General features: G+C 65.4%; 11 protein-coding genes. 6 read left to right on the forward strand and 5 right to left on the reverse strand.

The window, feature by feature from the left end:
* Nucleotides 1–74: 74 nt before the first annotated feature.
* The gene (locus FJ425_RS27255) at nt 75–6,188 is read right to left on the reverse strand and encodes a kinesin (RefSeq protein ID WP_140727325.1); all 6,114 of its coding nucleotides are present in this window, start codon (nt 6,186–6,188) and stop codon (nt 75–77) included.
* Between the two features lie 290 nt (nt 6,189–6,478).
* On the opposite strand from FJ425_RS27255, the gene FJ425_RS27260 reads away from it, so the two are divergent.
* The 3 genes from FJ425_RS27260 (at nt 6,479) to FJ425_RS27270 (ending at nt 8,392) form a co-directional block, all read left to right on the forward strand.
* Nucleotides 6,479–6,847, forward strand: a complete 369-nt coding sequence (locus tag FJ425_RS27260) for an Hpt domain-containing protein (RefSeq protein ID WP_140542794.1) — start codon at nt 6,479–6,481, stop codon at nt 6,845–6,847.
* Nucleotides 6,848–6,948: 101 nt separating this feature from the next.
* On the forward strand, nt 6,949–7,269 hold the full coding sequence (locus FJ425_RS27265; RefSeq protein ID WP_095765250.1) for a 2Fe-2S iron-sulfur cluster-binding protein: 321 nt from the start codon (nt 6,949–6,951) through the stop codon (nt 7,267–7,269).
* 91 nt (nt 7,270–7,360) lie between these two features.
* Nucleotides 7,361–8,392, forward strand: coding sequence for an NAD(P)/FAD-dependent oxidoreductase (locus FJ425_RS27270; protein ID WP_140542793.1), 1,032 nt, complete (start codon nt 7,361–7,363; stop codon nt 8,390–8,392).
* Between the two features lie 186 nt (nt 8,393–8,578).
* On the opposite strand, the gene FJ425_RS27275 is transcribed toward FJ425_RS27270, so the two are convergent.
* Together FJ425_RS27275 and FJ425_RS27280 are read right to left on the reverse strand one after the other, a co-directional pair.
* Nucleotides 8,579–10,063 carry an MDR family MFS transporter gene (locus FJ425_RS27275; RefSeq protein ID WP_140627672.1) on the reverse strand — a complete coding sequence of 495 codons (1,485 nt, stop codon included), beginning with the start codon at nt 10,061–10,063 and terminating at the stop codon, nt 8,579–8,581.
* Nucleotides 10,064–10,273: 210 nt separating this feature from the next.
* Nucleotides 10,274–10,894 (reverse strand): DUF922 domain-containing protein, encoded by a 621-nt coding sequence (locus FJ425_RS27280; protein WP_140627674.1) that lies wholly within the window; start codon nt 10,892–10,894, stop codon nt 10,274–10,276.
* 84 nt (nt 10,895–10,978) lie between these two features.
* On the opposite strand from FJ425_RS27280, the gene folP reads away from it, so the two are divergent.
* The 3 genes from folP to folK are packed head-to-tail and all read left to right on the forward strand — an operon-like array spanning nt 10,979 to nt 12,691.
* Nucleotides 10,979–11,833: a dihydropteroate synthase gene (gene folP / locus FJ425_RS27285; RefSeq protein WP_140727327.1), complete on the forward strand. Its 855-nt coding sequence runs from the start codon at nt 10,979–10,981 to the stop codon at nt 11,831–11,833.
* Between the two features lie 2 nt (nt 11,834–11,835).
* Complete coding sequence (gene folB, locus FJ425_RS27290) at nt 11,836–12,195, forward strand: dihydroneopterin aldolase (RefSeq protein ID WP_095765255.1); 360 nt, start codon at nt 11,836–11,838, stop codon at nt 12,193–12,195.
* Complete coding sequence (gene folK / locus FJ425_RS27295) at nt 12,179–12,691, forward strand: 2-amino-4-hydroxy-6-hydroxymethyldihydropteridine diphosphokinase (RefSeq protein WP_140727329.1); 513 nt, start codon at nt 12,179–12,181, stop codon at nt 12,689–12,691. Before folB ends, folK begins: the two co-directional genes overlap by 17 nt.
* A 70-nt stretch (nt 12,692–12,761) precedes the next feature.
* Here folK and FJ425_RS27300 read toward each other — a convergent pair whose 3' ends face one another.
* Nucleotides 12,762–13,310, reverse strand: a complete 549-nt coding sequence (locus tag FJ425_RS27300; RefSeq protein ID WP_140542787.1) for a DUF924 family protein — start codon at nt 13,308–13,310, stop codon at nt 12,762–12,764.
* A 9-nt stretch (nt 13,311–13,319) separates the two neighbouring features.
* The gene (locus FJ425_RS27305) at nt 13,320–15,155 is read right to left on the reverse strand and encodes a monovalent cation:proton antiporter-2 (CPA2) family protein (RefSeq protein ID WP_140727331.1); all 1,836 of its coding nucleotides are present in this window, start codon (nt 15,153–15,155) and stop codon (nt 13,320–13,322) included.
* Nucleotides 15,156–15,231: the final 76 nt, after the last annotated feature.

The raw sequence follows: 15,231 nt of genomic DNA on the forward strand, positions 1-15,231 counted from the left end.
ACCGGCTCCATCATCGACGGACAAAAGAAAAGGCGGGCCGAGGCCCGCCTTTTCTTTTCAGACTTGTCGGCCGTTCAGTGCAGCCGGCCGCTGGCGTGGGCCAACATGGTGTAGACCTTGCCGGTGTCGGACGTGAGGTAGGTCTGCGCCATGATGTTGTCGCGGTCGTTGCGCGAGACATCCTTGAGCAGCTTCTCGAAATCCTCGCAGTAACGGTCGACCGCGGCGCGGAATTCCGCCTCGGCCTGATACTTGCGGCGGATCTCGTCGAAGGTCTGCTGGCCCTTCAGCGTGTAGAGGCGACGGGTGAAGACGTCGCGCTCGCCCCGCCGGTAGCGGTTCCAGAGCTCGATCGAGGCATCATGGTCGATGGCGCGGGCGATGTCGACGGAGAGCGAGTTGAGCGATTCCATGACATGCAGCGGCGAGCGCTGGGCAGGCGTCGCGCGCGGCGCTTCCGCCGGCGTTGCCGGCCGCAGCTCTTCCTCACGCGAGGCATTGGTCAGGAGGTCGCGCACCCATCCGCCCTGCGCGGGCTTGCCGTTCGGATCGCGGCGCGGCGCCTCGGCGGGGCGTTCAAGGTCGAGCGTGCCGCGCAGCGTGGTCTCGGCGAGCGGCGCCTGCGGAGCGCGGGCCGTTGGTTGCGGTTGCTGCTGTGGCTGCGGGGCCGGGGGACGGCGCAGCGGCGGTTCGACGGCTCGGGCCGGCGCCTGCGGAGCAGGGCGCAGACCGCGTGGCTCGCTCTGTTCGCTGCTGCCGCTGCGACCGGATTTCGCAACGATATCCGACAGTTCCTTGAGCGCATTGATCTGCTCTGCGACAGCGCGACGAATGGCCGAGGTCGATTCTTTGGCCTCTTCCGGCATCTCGATCACGCCCTTCTTCAGCTCGGCGCGGGTAAGGTCGAGCTCGCTCTTGATCGAGCCTGCGGTGCGACGCATCTCTTCGGTCGCGTCGGCAAAGCGGCGTGTCGCCGAATCGACGACGTCGGCGATGGCGGTGCGGATCTTTTCCGCCGATTCCATCGTGCGGCCCTCCGCGGTCTGCATCGTCTGGCCGACGAGGTTTTCGAAGGAGCGCATCACCTTCTCGAGGTCTTCCGACTTCTTGACCAGGCCGACGGCGAGGTCTTCCAGCGAGGACTGACGCTCCAGCGTGTGCTCAAGATTGCTTTGCGCGGAGCTGAGCAAATTCGAGGCGCTGGAGAGCAATCGGCTGTGTTCGTCGAACTTGGTCGCGATCGAGGCCACCTCGCGCAGCGTCGCCGAGGACAGGTCGGTGAGCCGCGTCGTGTTGGAATCGACCAGACGCGCCGAACTGGCGAAAGTCTGGGCGGCCTTCTCCGTGGTCGTGGCGAAGCTCTGCGTGCTGCCGGAGAGCCGCTCCTCGACCTGGCCGAGATTGACGGCAGCCTGGTCGATCAATTGGCCGAGCTGCGCGCTGGAGGTGGTCATGCGGCCGATAAGATCGGCCACGCTGTCGGCAAGCGACGAGCGGGCGCCTTCGACAGCCGACAGCGTCTCGGCCGTGCGGCTGGCGAGAGCATTGACGAGGTTGGTGTTCTCGCTGCGCAGCTTCTCGGCCGCCCGTTCGGTGACCTCTTCCATGCTGCGCTGCAGCTCGGAGCCGCCCTGGGCGAAGCGCTCGACCAGCGGTTTGGCCGTCTCGTCGAGGATTTTCGCCATCTCTGCCGAACGCGCCGCGAGCATGGTGTTGAGCTCGCGGGTGTTGGCGCCGATCGTGCGCGCGGCCTCGTTGGTGCTCTGGCCGATATGCTGGCCGACCGCCGTGAAGGTCTCGGCGATGACATTGGCGCGTGAGATGAGCTGGGCCTCGGCGCTGGAGACCTGCTCGTTGAGCTTCTGGCCCATGGTCTCGGCGGTGTAGGCGAAGCGGTTTTCCACGCTCGCCACCTGATCCTCGACACGGGCGGCCGCGGCCGAGGCGCTTGCGGCCAGCCGCTCGTCGGCTCCGGCCAGCGCCTGCTCGATTTCGCGGGCATGCACGGCAAGCTCCTGCCCGGTCTGGCGGGCACGGTCGGCGACGCGCTGTTCGGTCGCCGCGAAGGCGCCGACGATCGTGTCGGCATGCTCGCCGATGGTCGAGGTGCTCGAGGCGATACGCGACACCAGACGGCTGTCGGCGTCGTCGAAGATACGGGCAATTTCGGACGCCCGCGACGACAGTGCTTCCGAGCCCTCGGCGATACGCGAGATCAGATGCTGGTCGGCGCTGTCGAAGATGCGGCCGAGGTCCGAGGCGCGGGCGGCCAGCGCTTCGGCCGATTCGCTGATGCGCATCGAAAGCCGCTCGTCGGCGCCCTCGAAGTTGCGCAGGATGTCGCCGGCGCGGGCGGCCAGCGACTGCGCCGTTTCGACGGCGCGGGCAACGAGCTTCTGGTCGGCCGCGTCGAAGGTGTTTGCGATGTCGCCGGCGCGTGCGGCCAGCTTGTCGGCGGTTTCCTCGGCGCGGGCCATGAGCGAGTTGGAGGCATCGTCGGCGCGCGCCATCAGCATGTTGGACGTATCCTGGGCGCGCTCGTGCAAGCGGCGGTCCGCCGCCTCGAAAGCCTGCGCGATGTCCTCGGCCCTGGCAAGCAGCGCGGCGGAAGTCTGCTCGGCGCGTTCGGCGATCTTGCGGTCGGCGTCGCTGAAAGCCGCACCGGCCTGCTCGTGCAGGGTGCTGGTGATTTCCATGACCTTGTCGCGCAGCGCGCCCGCCACGAAGACCGCGGTCTTTTCCAGCACGCCGCGGACATTGTCGACGCCGGTCGACAGCGCACGCTCCATGGTGCCGGCGCGCTCCTCGATGACACCGGTCTGCCGGCTGAAGGCCTGCTCGATCTTCTCGACATCGGCGGCAATCGCCGCCGAGATATCGCTGCTTCGGGCAGCGATCTGATCAATATGGCCGGAAACCGAACGGTCGACGTCCTTGCGCGCATCGGCAAGCTTGACGAGATCGTCCTCGAGGGCCTTGGCCAGCATGTTGCGGCCCTCGGACAGCTTGCCGACATGGCCGGCGATGACGTCGTCGATCTCCGAGCGGCTTTCCGTCAGCTTCTGAAGGTCCGCTTCGAGGGCGCGCTTGAGGATATCGCGGCCTTCGGCGAGCTTCTCGACCTGGCCGGCGACCAGGCCGTCGATCGAGGAACGGCTTTCGGCGAGCTTGGCGAGGTCGGCTTCCAGCGCACGCTTGAGGATGTCGCGGCCTTCCGCGAGCTTCTCGACCTGGCCGGAGACCAGGCCGTCGATGCCGGCGCGGCTCTCGGCGAGCTTGGCAAGATCGTCCTCGAGCGCCTTGGACAGCGTCGCACGGTTCTGCGACAGTTGGTCGGCATGGGTCTGCATGAGGCCGCTGGCATTAGCCATATCGGTCTCCAGCGCACGCGAAAGCTCGGCGCGGTGACCGGTGATCTTCTGCGAATGATCGACGATCGCGCCCTGGATTGTGTTGAGGTCGGCTTCCAGCGCGCGCTTGAGGATATCGCGGCCTTCAGCGAGCTTCTCGACCTGGCCGGCGACCAGCCCGTCAATGCTGGAGCGGCTCTCCGCCAGCTTGGCGAGATCGTCCTCCAGCGATTTCGACAGCACGGAACGGTCCTGAACGAGCCGGTTTTGATGGTCGGCGATGGCGCCGCTGACGGCCTGCAGGTCGGTTTCAAGCGCTTTCGAAAGCTGTGAGCGATCTTCCAGCACCCTGTCCGAATGTCCCGCGATGGCACCCTTGATGGCGTTGAGGTCGGCTTCCAGAGCACGCTTGAGGATGTCGCGGCCTTCGGCGAGCTTCTCGACCTGGCCGGCGACAAGGCCGTCGATCGAGGCGCGGCTTTCGGCGAGCTTGGCGAGGTCGGCTTCCAGCGTGTGCGACAGCAGGCTGCGGTCCTCGGCGAGCTTGCCGGCGTGGCTGTCGATCAGGCCGCGGATGCCGCTCAGATCGCTTTCAAGGGCGCGGCTGAGCTCGCCGCGGTCCTCGGCGAGCCTGGTCGAGTGGGTTTCGATCAGGCCGCGGATGCCGATGATGTCGGTTTCGAGCGCTTTGGCGAGCACGGCGCGGCCCTCGGCGATCTTCTCGACCTGACCGGCGACAAGGCCGTCGATGGAGGCGCGGCTGTCCTGCAGCTTGTTGAGATCGGCCTCCAGGGCGCGCGCCAGGATGTTGCGGCCCTCGGCCAGCTTCCCGACATGGCCGGCGACCATTTCGTCAATCATCGTACGGGCTTGGACGAGCCTGCCGGAGTCTTCGTTCAAGACCTGGGACAGGCGGTTGCGGCCTTCTTCGAGCTGCTCCAGATGGCTGCCCAGCGACGCATCGATGGCGGCGCGCGACTCGTTGACCTTGCGCAGGTCTTCTTCCAGCGCGCGCGAGATCAGGCCGCGGCCTTCGGCCAGCTTCTGCACCTGGTTGGTCACGGCGGCATCGATTGCCACGCGGCCTTCGGCGAATTTCGCCAAGTCTTCCTGCATGGCGGCCGCCATGCGCTCGCGGCTCTCCGAAAGCGCGCGGCTGTGGTTCTCGACGGCTTCCTCGATGCCGACACGGGCATCGGCCAGCCGCTGGATGTCGGAATCGAATGAGCGCGACACGACATGCCGGGCCGCTTCCATGCGCCCGGCGAAGTCGGTGGCGCGGGCTTCGAGCATGGAGGAAGTCGACGAGATGATATCCGCCATGTCGGCGCCGATCTGCGTCTTGCCCTGATCGATCATCGACGTCAGCTGGTCCTTGCTGTCGGCGAAGGTGTGCGCGATCTCGCGGGCGCGCTCGACCAGCGTCTCGTTGATCTGGCGGGCGCGGGCTTCGAGGGCGGCGTTGAGTTTCTGCGTGCCGGTGTCGAGCGCTTCGGCGCGGGTCTGGAATTCGCTGATCAGCGCCTGACCGCGTTCGGCCAGCGTCCGCTCGATACCGCTGAGGCTCGTCTCGAACTCCGAACTCAAGGTACGCGCCGCGCCGCCGAGCAGCGAGACCATGCCGTTGGTGCGGTCGTCGAGCAGGTCGGTTAGCGAGCGTGTCAGGCCGTCCGTGGTGTCGGTGAGCTTGGCGATACGGGTGTCGAGGAGGCTCGCGAAGGCCTCGCCGGAGGTCGAAAGACGGTCCGTGATGTTGTCCAGGCGCGATTCCACGGAATCGAAGATCGACGTCGAGCTTTCATTGATGCGGTCGATCAGCGTGTCGCCGGAATTGTTGATCGTCATCGACAGCTTGGTCGACGCGTTGAGGATCGAGTCGCGGATGATGTCGCTGGCCGAGCCGATCTCGTCGCGCAGCGTCTCGTGAGCGCTGGCGATGGAGGCGCGCACCCGCTCGGCATGGGTGACGACCGCCTCGCGCTCGCTGCCGAGACCGTCGACCAGCGAACGGATGCGGGCCTCGTTCTCGGAATAGGAGCGTTCGAGCTGGCTTACTTCGCCGTGGACGAGCGTTTCTAGCTCGACCGCGCGGGCCAGGGTGCGCTCGATGCCTTCGCCCATGGCCGCCACCTCGCGGCGAACGGCCTGGCCAATCATCATGACACGGTCCTGAGCGAGGTTTTCGGGCTCCGCCAGGCGGAAGGCGACCTCGGTCATGGATTGCGCGGCGAGGCGCATTTCCTGCGCGCGCCGGATCATGGCGGCGAACGCCCAGAACAGGATGACCGGAACGATCGCGGCAACCACCAGGCCGATCAGCTCGGGACGGGCGAAGAACTGGTCGAAGGTACGGATGTTCCAGATGCCGGGGCCGAACAACAGGTTGGCCAGGCCGCCGGCGCCGGCGATCCAGGCCAGCGAGATAAAGGCGATCACCCAGTAGACGGTGCTCGACGCACGGCGGTTGAGGCTGTGCAGCAGCGTCTTGTAGTCCTTCTGGCGGTCGTCATTGGCGGGCGTGAAGCCGGCGGGAGGCGTAAAGCCGGACGGCTGCCCATTGCGCGGCTCGACCGGGCGCAACTCGGCCGGCTTGGCCGCGGGCGCCCTGGGAGGCTGGGGGCTGGCAGGCTGGGGATTGTTTGCCGGCTCCGTCCTCTGGCTGCGCCCTTCGCGCGCCAGCTCGTCGGCCGCCGCCGAAATCTGCGCTTCGAGATCCTCCATCGACGCCGCCATGTCGAGGCCGCCTTCGTCGCCGTTAAGGTCAAGGTCAAGCGCCTTTTCCAGTTCCGCGGCCACGTCATTCTCGAGAGACTTCGTCGTCGTTGGTTTCTTAGCCATGCCTTCGCTACCCTGTACTAGCTGCCGCGGGACTTATGATTTTGGCCTGATTCTGGCTTGTCTATCCCGCGCAGGAGGCTGAAAAATGGACCTTCGTATCGTAATGACACACTGGGGTAAAGAAAACATGCATTCCGGGCGATACGTAAAACTTTAAATATAAGGTTAACGGAGACGTGATCCGGCTGCCTCCGTGACAACATTTTTCCTCTGCAGTCGTTAACCCGTTGGCGACCGGGAGCGCCTATTTTCGCGGGCCCGTCTGCCCGCTTGATGGAGTTGCAGTGCGTATGCGTGGCGAAAGTGGTATTGCGTTTTCCATGCCGGGGGGCGACGCCTCCGGAACGGCTGGAGCCCGACCGGTGGATCTCGGCCATCTGGCACGCCAGACAATGGGCGACCGCGACCTCGAACGCGAGGTGCTGGCGCTGTTCGTGCACCAGTCGCTGTCGGTCCGTGACCAGATCGCGGATGCCGACGCCAGGCAAAGGGTGCTTCTGGCACATGGCCTGAAAGGCTCGGCGCGCGGCATCGGCGCCTTTGCGGTGGCCGACTGCGCCGCGATCATCGAAACCCAGCCGGAAGACGTCCGGGCGCTCAAGCGGCTCAGCACGCTGATCGAGGAAGTGCGCGACTTCATCGCAGGCATCAGCCGCTAGTATCCCACCTTTCTGAAAAACGTCATTTCGTGGCGCTTTCGCGCCGCAGTTGACTTGTCCGGCAGAGTGATTATCTCGGCTGCGACTCCTCAGGTGACTTAATGACCAAGCTGACTTACATCGCCCATGACGGGACCCGGTTTGACGTGGAAGCCGAAAACGGCTCGACGGTGATGGAAAACGCGATCCGCAATGCGGTTCCGGGCATCGAAGCCGAATGCGGCGGCGCCTGTGCCTGCGCGACCTGCCATGTCTATGTCGACGAAGCCTGGACGGCGGAGGTCGGCGAGCCGGAGGCGATGGAGGAGGACATGCTGGATTTCGCCTACGAGGTCCAGCCGAACTCACGCCTCTCCTGCCAGATCAAGGTGCGCGACGCGCTGGACGGGCTGGTGGTTCGGGTCCCCGCGCGCCAGGGTTAGAGCCGACTTTCCAATTTTCTTTTGCGCCGGCAGCTTGGCAGCGGCCGACAGCTCATGCAGTCTCGCCGCTTTCCCAATCGGGGCGCAGCGCATGACCGATACCATCAAAACGGACGTTCTCATTGTCGGGGCAGGGCCGATCGGCCTGTTCGCCGTGTTCGAGCTCGGTCTGCTCGATATGAAATGCCATCTGATCGACATTCTCGATCGTCCCGGCGGCCAATGCGCCGAGCTCTATCCTGAAAAGCCGATCTACGACATTCCCGGCTGGCCGACGATCTCCGCGCAAGGCCTGGTCGACAAGCTCATGGAGCAGATCCATCCGTTCAAGCCGGACTTCACCTTCAACCGCATGGTGTCGAGCCTTGAAAAGCTGGAGGACGGCAGTTTCCGCGTCGCCACCGACGAAGGTGAATTGTTCGAGGCCAAGGTGGTGGTGATCGCCGCCGGCGGCGGCTCGTTCCAGCCCAAGCGTCCGCCCATTCCGGGCATCGAGGAGTACGAAGGCAAGAGCGTGTTCTATTCGGTCCGGCGCATGGAGGAATTTCGCGGCCACGATCTCGTCATCGTCGGCGGCGGCGATTCCGCACTCGACTGGACGCTCAACCTGCAGCCGATCGCCAAAAGCGTGACGCTGGTGCATCGCCGCCCGGAATTCCGGGCCGCGCCCGACAGCGTCAACAAGATGTATGCCATGCATGAGATGAAGCAGCTCGAATTCCTGGTCGGCCAGGTCAGCGGCCTTGCCGGCGGCGGCGGTCAGCTGTCGTCGGCGACCATCAAGGGCGGCCCGGATGGCGACGTCGAGGTGCCGTGCACCCGCATGCTGCCATTCTTCGGCCTCACCATGAAGCTCGGGCCGATCGCCGAATGGGGCCTTAACCTGCACGAGAACCTGATCCCGGTGGACACCGAGAAGTTCCAGACGTCGATCCCGGGCATCTTTGCCGTCGGCGACATCAACTGGTATCCGGGCAAGCTCAAGCTGATCCTGTCAGGCTTCCATGAAGTGGCGCTGATGGCGCAGGCCGCCAAGCGGATCGTCAGCCCGGGCGAGCGCATCGTCTTTCAGTACACGACCTCGTCGACCAGCCTGCAAAAGAAGCTCGGCGTGCATGATTAAGGCGTATTGATATTCAGGTGATGCCGGACTGCGAACGGCAGCTTCCTGCGCTTCCGGCCTTCGCCGGCCGAAGCCCTCACGAATGGCGGGGCGGCTAAAATAAGGCTACGGCCGGCGTAGGCCGGTTCTCGGAAACTGCCCTTCTCGACTCGGCCTGACCTGAATCTCAACACACCTTCAAACGATCTACTCCGCAAGCGCGGGCGCGGTTTGCTCGTCGTGGCCGCGCAGTTCCTTTTCGGGCATCAGGGCCAGCGTGATCAGCGCCAGGACGAGCGTTGCTCCGGCGGCGACGAATATCATCACGAACGGCAACGCCGATGCCGGATGGATATGCGTCTGCGAGCCTTCTGAGGACAATGGCAGGCCGTAGCCGAGCGCGACGGCGCCGAGCATGGCCACGCCGAGCGCGCCGCCCAGCGTGCGCAGGAAGGTCAGAACGCCCGTCGCGACTCCGAGATGCGCGCGATCGACGGCATTCTGGACCGAGACGGTGGCAACCGGGAATGTCGTTCCGCTGCCCAGGCCGATCAGAGTGGTCAGGATTTCCACTTCGAGCAGCGAGGCGTGTTCCGCAATGGCACTGAGCACGCCAATGCAGACGATGGCCAGGCCGACGCCGATCATGGCGATGCGCTTGTAATGGACAAAGCGCGGGATCGTGCGGCCGCTGAAGGTCGCGCCGGCGACCGTGCCGAGCAGGAGGCCGAGCATCGCGGTGCCGGATTCGCTGACCGAAAGCCCGACGACCGATTGCAGATAGACCGGCAGGTATACCGACGCGCCGATGTTCGCGGCCTGCAGCAGGAACATCGATAGTGTGCCGGCGAGCACGATCGGGTTGCCCAAGACTTCGAGCGAGATCAAAGGCTCGGCCGCCTTGAGCAGCCTGAGCGCGAAGAAGGCCCAGAACACCGCCGAACAGGCAACCAGCCCAAGGATTTCGCGGGAGAACCAGGGATAGGCGCTGCCGCCCCAGCTGAGCGCCAGGAGCAGAAGCGTCGTGGCGATAACCAGCAGCACGGCGCCCAAGCCGTCGATGCGATGGTTCTTGGCCGCGACCGGCAGCTTCTTCAACGGGTTGTTGATGATGGCCATGGCCAAGAAGCCGATCGGCAGGTTGATCCAGAAGATCAGCGACCAGTGCAGATGCTCGGCAAACACGCCGCCGAGCAGCGGGCCGGCGACGCTGGCGACCGCCCAAGTGCCTGCGATCCAGGCCGCATAGCGGGCGCGCTCGCGCGGCGGCACGAGGTCGCCGATGACCGTCTGGGCCAGCGCGAAGAGACCGCCGCCGCCGGCGCCCTGGATGGCGCGGCCGATGACCAGCACCAGCATGTTGGGAGCAAGCGCGCTGACCAGCGACCCGAGCAGGAAGACGAGGATGGCGGCGTAGATGACGGGGCGACGTCCGTAGACATCGGAAATCTTGCCGTAGAGCGGCGCCATCGCGGTTGCGGTCAGAAGATAGCCGGTGACGATCCACGGCAGATACTCGGCATGGCCGAGCGCGCCGGCGATCGTCGGCAGGGCAGGGGCTACGATGGTCTGATCAAGGGCCGCCAGCAGCATCGACAACAGCACACCGCCGATGATGGCATTCTTCTCGCTCTCGCTCATGATCGGCGCGGCTTCCGGCGCCATCGTCTGGTTCTCGACGGTCTGGTCCATGCATCATTCTTTCAAAGGCTGGTACTTGGTGCGCCAAGACGGCTTTGGCCGGTCGCACCTGTCATTTCTCATCGTGGACCCGAGGCTTTGGCGCTTCGAACCCGCATTATGTCGTTCGATATAGGCCGATTTCGACCATCACTCGAAAGTTTTTCCGGTCTGGCACCATGCTTGGATGAAATTGGCCCCGGATAGGGCTCGGCGCTCAAGTCAAGGCGGCGGCAACTGGCCGGCTTCGACACGCTCCATCCGGTAGCGCATCAGCCGAAGGATACGGCTTTCGAAATTGACGCTCTCGACGCGGTCGAAGCGGACCTGGTCCTGATCATGCATGGCGAGCTCGGCTGCCTGGACCGCGGCGGCGTTGACCTTCGCCTGCTCGCAGGTCTTTTGCGGGGGGAGTGCCTTCAGTGCATCCTCGAGCAGGCGCGCATGGTTCTTGGCGATCTCGACATGGCGCTCCTCATGCCGCTTGATGTCGGCCGAGAGCGTGTCCCAGACCAGCCTGACGCCGGGATCGGATTTGCGCGGGCGCCGCCATTCGGGGAGGATCACCTTGACCTTCACGGTGACGGCCGCGTCGGCGACACGGCAGGACCCGGCGCTCTGCGCGTAGCTGATGCGGGTGGTGAAGGCCATTTGCGTGGCGCCGGGATGCCGCGACCCGGTGCTCTTCACCTCGGGGCCGTTTTTCGAGAGCTGGTTCTGGATATCGTCGAGCGTGCGGCCGCCGACGCTGAAATAGCTGTAGGTCTTGACCAGACTGGCCGCGCCTGCCGGCATGGCGGTGATCGAGAGCATCAGGGCGCAGAGCAGGGAAGGGTTCATCATATTGCCTCTTCACGCACCTTGCTTTAGGGCCGTCGCCAGCGCAACGGAATTGATTTCGCGCGGATCACGCATGGTTGATGGACAATGACGACAAGGCGGTGGCAGCTGGCTCATGGGCGCTATCTGGACCTCGGTCCGAAGGCGGTCGTCGTTGGCATCCTCAACGTGACGCCCGACAGTTTTTCGGATGGCGGCCTGTTCGCCGCGCCCGAGAAGGCGCTGGAGCAGGCGCGCCGCATGGTCAAGGAAGGCGCGGCGATCATCGACGTCGGCGGGGAATCGACGCGGCCCGGTTTCGCCCCGATCTCCGCCGAGGAAGAGCAGGGGCGCGTGCTGCCGGTCATCGCGGCGCTCGCCGCTTCCGGCGAGGCACTGATCTCGGTCGACACCTATCGCGAGGACACCGCGCGGCTTGGCGTCGCCGCCGGCGCCCATATCGTCAACGACGTCTGGGGGCTGCAGCGTGAGCCGGGCATCGCGCGCGTCGCCGCCGAGACAGGCGCCGGGCTCGTCATCATGCATACCGGGCGCGAACGGCAGAAGCTGCCCGACGTGATCGAGGACCAGTTCCTGTTCCTGCGCAAATCGCTGGAGATCGCGCGCGCCGGCAATGTCGCCGACAGCCAGATCGTGCTCGATGCCGGCTTCGGCTTCGCCAAGGAAACGGCGGAGGAAAACCTCGACCTGATGGCGCGGTTTTCCGAGCTTCAGGCGCTCGGCTACCCGTTGATGGCCGGAACCTCGCGCAAGCGCTTCATCGGCACCGCCACCGGGCGCGGTCCCGCGGAAAGGGCTGCCGGCACGGCGGCCACCAGCGTCATCCTGCGCTTGAAGGGAGCCGACCTGTTTCGCGTCCACGATGTCGCAATCAACGTGGATGCGCTGGCGGTGACCGATGCTATGCTTCAACGCGAAACCGAGCTTCCTCCCGGACACTGATCATGTACCTCATCCGCATGAAGAACTGCGCCTTCTTCGCCCGCCACGGCGTGCTGGACGAGGAGGAGACGCTTGGCCAGCGTTTCTACGTCGATGCCGAGCTGACGGTCGAGCCGAGCCGGCCGCTGACGGAGGATTCCATCGAGGACACCGTCAATTACGGTGTGGCCTTCTCGGTCATCGAAAAGATCGTGACCGGACATCGCCGCTTCCTGATCGAGGCTCTGGCGCTGGAGGTGGCGAAGGCGCTGACGGCGCGATTCTCCCAGATCAGGAAAGCCGCGATCACCGTGCGCAAGCCGAACGCCCCGGTGCCGGGCGTGCTCGATCATGTCGAGGTGACCGTTGTCTGGCCAGAATAGCGCCGTCTACCTCAGTCTCGGCGGCAATCTCGGCGACCCGGCGAAGTCCATGGGCGCGGCATTGCGCATGCTGGACGGCGACGACGCGACGCGCGTCACCGCCGTGTCCTCGATTTACCGCACGCCGCCCTGGGGCAAGCTCGACCAGCCCGATTTCCTCAACGCCGCCGCCGCGATCGAGACGGCGCTTTCGCCACGCGCGCTGCTCGAGCTTTGCCTCGATGTCGAGCGGCGGTTGAAGCGCGTGCGCGAGGAGCGCTGGGGGCCGCGCCTAATCGATATCGACATCCTGGTGTTCGGCGACCGGGTGATCCACGAGACCGGGCTCGAAGTGCCGCATCCGCGCATGCTGGAGCGTGCCTTCGTGCTGGCGCCCCTGGCGGAGGTCGCGCCAGGGCTTTCGGTCGGTGGCAGGAGCGTGTCGGAACGGCTCAAAGCCGTCGACACGTCCGGCATCGAGCGGCTGCCTTCGGGCCGCGAATGGTGGCTCGGCTGATTTTGCATTGTCGCAATTCCGGACGGAAAACCGCTCACGCTTTTCCTGGAATTGCTCCAAAGCCGGCCGGTCAGCCGGAAAAACCGCCGCCGTCCAAAAATGCCTGCTCCTCGGCCGTCGTCGCGCGGCCAAGCATCCGGTTGCGATGCGGGAAGCGTCCGAAGCGCCGGATAATCTCCAGGTGCTCCTCGGCATATTTCAGATAGTCGGGCGCCTTGGCGATTGTGAGCTCGACCGACCTTTCCTGGTCCGCCAGCACTTCGGAATGCTCGAAGGGCAGATAGAGAAAGACGCGAAACAGTTCTTCCAGCTCGAGGTCCTGACCGGCGGCAATCGCCCTGTCGGCGAAGTATCTCGCGAGCGGATCGGTCGCGTACATGTGGCCGGTGCCGCGGAAGCAGTTGCGCGGGAACTGATCGAGCAGGATCATCAGCGCCAGCGATCCTTCGGCATGCGCATTCCAGTCGTCGCATTCGCGCCGCGCGGCGGCGTAATGCAGCTCGAGAAAGCGGCTGCGGAAATCGGCGTCGAAGGCGTCGTTCTTCTCGAACCAGGCGTCCTCGCCGGCATCGCGCCAGAATGTGATGACCGAAAGCGCTCGCGGATCAAGCTCTGCCATATTTGCCCCTCAGTTCTTCGTCTCTGCCTGGTTCAGCACGACGGCGGTTTCCTGGTTCAGCGCCCGGCCGGCGCGGCGTGGCTGCGTGAGCGGCGTCGGGATCGGCGTGCCGATATTGCCTTTGAGGAAACGCTGGCCGGCGCGCACGCCCTCGGCCAATTGCGTCTCGAAGCGCGCTTCGTCACGGCGCCGCACATCCTCCATGACTTCGGCGACCTCCTCGGGATCGACGCCCAGCGCCTCCAGCGCGGAGCCGCCGAAGACCAGCGCCGATTCGAAGGTCTCGCGCAGCTGATAGTCGACGCCGGCGCGCACGAGCTGCAGCGCGGTGCCGCGGTCGAAGGCGCGCGCCAGGATGGTGACCAGCGGGAATTCGGCCTTGATCAGCTGAGTTATGCGCACGGCGGCGTCCGGCTTGTCGACGCAGATCAGCACCGCGCGGGCGCGCCCGGCGCCGGCCGCATGCAGGATGTCCAGCCTCGTGCCGTCGCCGTAATAGACCTTGAAGCCGAAATCGGCCGCCGCCTGGATCATCTCCACCTCGTTATCGATGATCGAGACGTCCATCCCGCGCAGCAAAAGCGGCTGGCTGGCGATCTGGCCGAAGCGGCCGAAGCCGATGATCAGCACGCTGCCGGTGAGGCCGTCGGCAATGTCGACGCCGTCGAGCGACTGCTCGTCTCGCGGGGTGAGGTAACGGAGCGCTACGATCGCGAGCGGCGTCAGCACCATTGAGATGATGACGATGGCAGTCAGCGTGGCGTTGGCCTGGCCGTCGATGATGCCGACCGCGGCAGCGGAAGAATAGAGCACGAAGGCGAACTCGCCGCCCTGCGCCATGAAGACGGCGCGTTCGAGCGCCTCGCGATGGCCGCTCTTCAGAATGCGCGCGACGACGTAAATGCCGAATGCCTTCATGACCATGTAGGCGACGACATAGATGGCGATGAGCCGCCAGTTTTTGGCTACGACGCCAAGGTCGAGCGACATGCCGACGGCGAGGAAGAACAGGCCGAGGAGGATGCCGCGGAAGGGCTCGATATCGGCTTCGAGCTGGTGGCGGAAGGTCGATTCCGACAAGAGAACGCCGGCGAGGAAAGCGCCCATTGCCATCGACAGGCCGGAGAGCTGCATTGCCAGGGCCGAACCCAGCACCACCAGCAGCGCCGCGGCGGTCATGACTTCGCGGGCGCGGGCGTCGGCCAGGATGCGGAAGAGCGGATTGAGCAGGTAACGGCCGGCCACGACCAGCCCCACGATCGCGGCGATGCCGATCCCGACTTCGGTCAGCCGCTCTGAAAAACTGGTCTCGGCGCCGCCGGGCGCAAGGAACGCCACCAGCGCGAGCAGCGGCACGATCATCAGGTCTTCGAGCAGCAAGATGGAGACGATGCGCTGACCTTTCGGCGTGGCGATCTCGCCGCGCTCTTCGAGCAGTTGCATGACGATCGCCGTCGATGTCAGGACGAAGCCGGCGCCGGCGACGAAGGACTGCGCGATGGGGAAGCCTCCGGCTAGTCCGACGAGAGTGAGCAGGACCGCGCAGACGCCGACCTGCAGCGCGCCGAGTCCGAAGATCTCGCGGCGCAGGCCCCAGAGCCGCGACGGCTGCATCTCCAGCCCGATGATGAACAGGAACATGACGACGCCGAGCTCGGCGACATGGAGGATCGCTTCCGATTCGGAAAAGATGCGCAGGCCGAACGGACCGATGACCACGCCGGCGGCGAGGTAGCCGAGGATCGAGCCCAGCCCCATGCGCTTGAAGATCGGCACGGCGACGACGCCCGCGGCGAGCAGCGCCACAACCTGCACCAGATCGCTGCTCGACGCTTCAACTGCCATGCCTGTCGTCCCGTTGCTCGAAGCACTCCTTGCATGCCCCGGGAGCGAGAGGCAAGGGCGGGCGGACTGACTTGAA

It is taken from the genome of Mesorhizobium sp. B2-7-2, from assembly GCF_006440775.1.
In the GTDB taxonomy this organism is placed as follows: Bacteria; Pseudomonadota; Alphaproteobacteria; order Rhizobiales; family Rhizobiaceae; genus Mesorhizobium.

Bases quoted from the DNA above. Each gene is read 5' to 3' on its own strand.
- FJ425_RS27300 (WP_140542787.1), bottom strand. From the start codon at position 13,310: ATGGCAGAGCTTGATCCGCGAGCGCTTTCGGTCATCACATTCTGGCGC.
- FJ425_RS27255 (WP_140727325.1), bottom strand. From the start codon at position 6,188: ATGGCTAAGAAACCAACGACGACGAAGTCTCTCGAGAATGACGTGGCC.
- folP (WP_140727327.1), top strand. From the start codon at position 10,979: ATGACGACAAGGCGGTGGCAGCTGGCTCATGGGCGCTATCTGGACCTC.
- FJ425_RS27265 (WP_095765250.1), top strand. From the start codon at position 6,949: ATGACCAAGCTGACTTACATCGCCCATGACGGGACCCGGTTTGACGTG.
- folB (WP_095765255.1), top strand. From the start codon at position 11,836: ATGTACCTCATCCGCATGAAGAACTGCGCCTTCTTCGCCCGCCACGGC.
- FJ425_RS27280 (WP_140627674.1), bottom strand. From the start codon at position 10,894: ATGATGAACCCTTCCCTGCTCTGCGCCCTGATGCTCTCGATCACCGCC.
- FJ425_RS27260 (WP_140542794.1), top strand. From the start codon at position 6,479: ATGCGTGGCGAAAGTGGTATTGCGTTTTCCATGCCGGGGGGCGACGCC.
- FJ425_RS27270 (WP_140542793.1), top strand. From the start codon at position 7,361: ATGACCGATACCATCAAAACGGACGTTCTCATTGTCGGGGCAGGGCCG.
- FJ425_RS27305 (WP_140727331.1), bottom strand. From the start codon at position 15,155: ATGGCAGTTGAAGCGTCGAGCAGCGATCTGGTGCAGGTTGTGGCGCTG.
- FJ425_RS27275 (WP_140627672.1), bottom strand. From the start codon at position 10,063: ATGGACCAGACCGTCGAGAACCAGACGATGGCGCCGGAAGCCGCGCCG.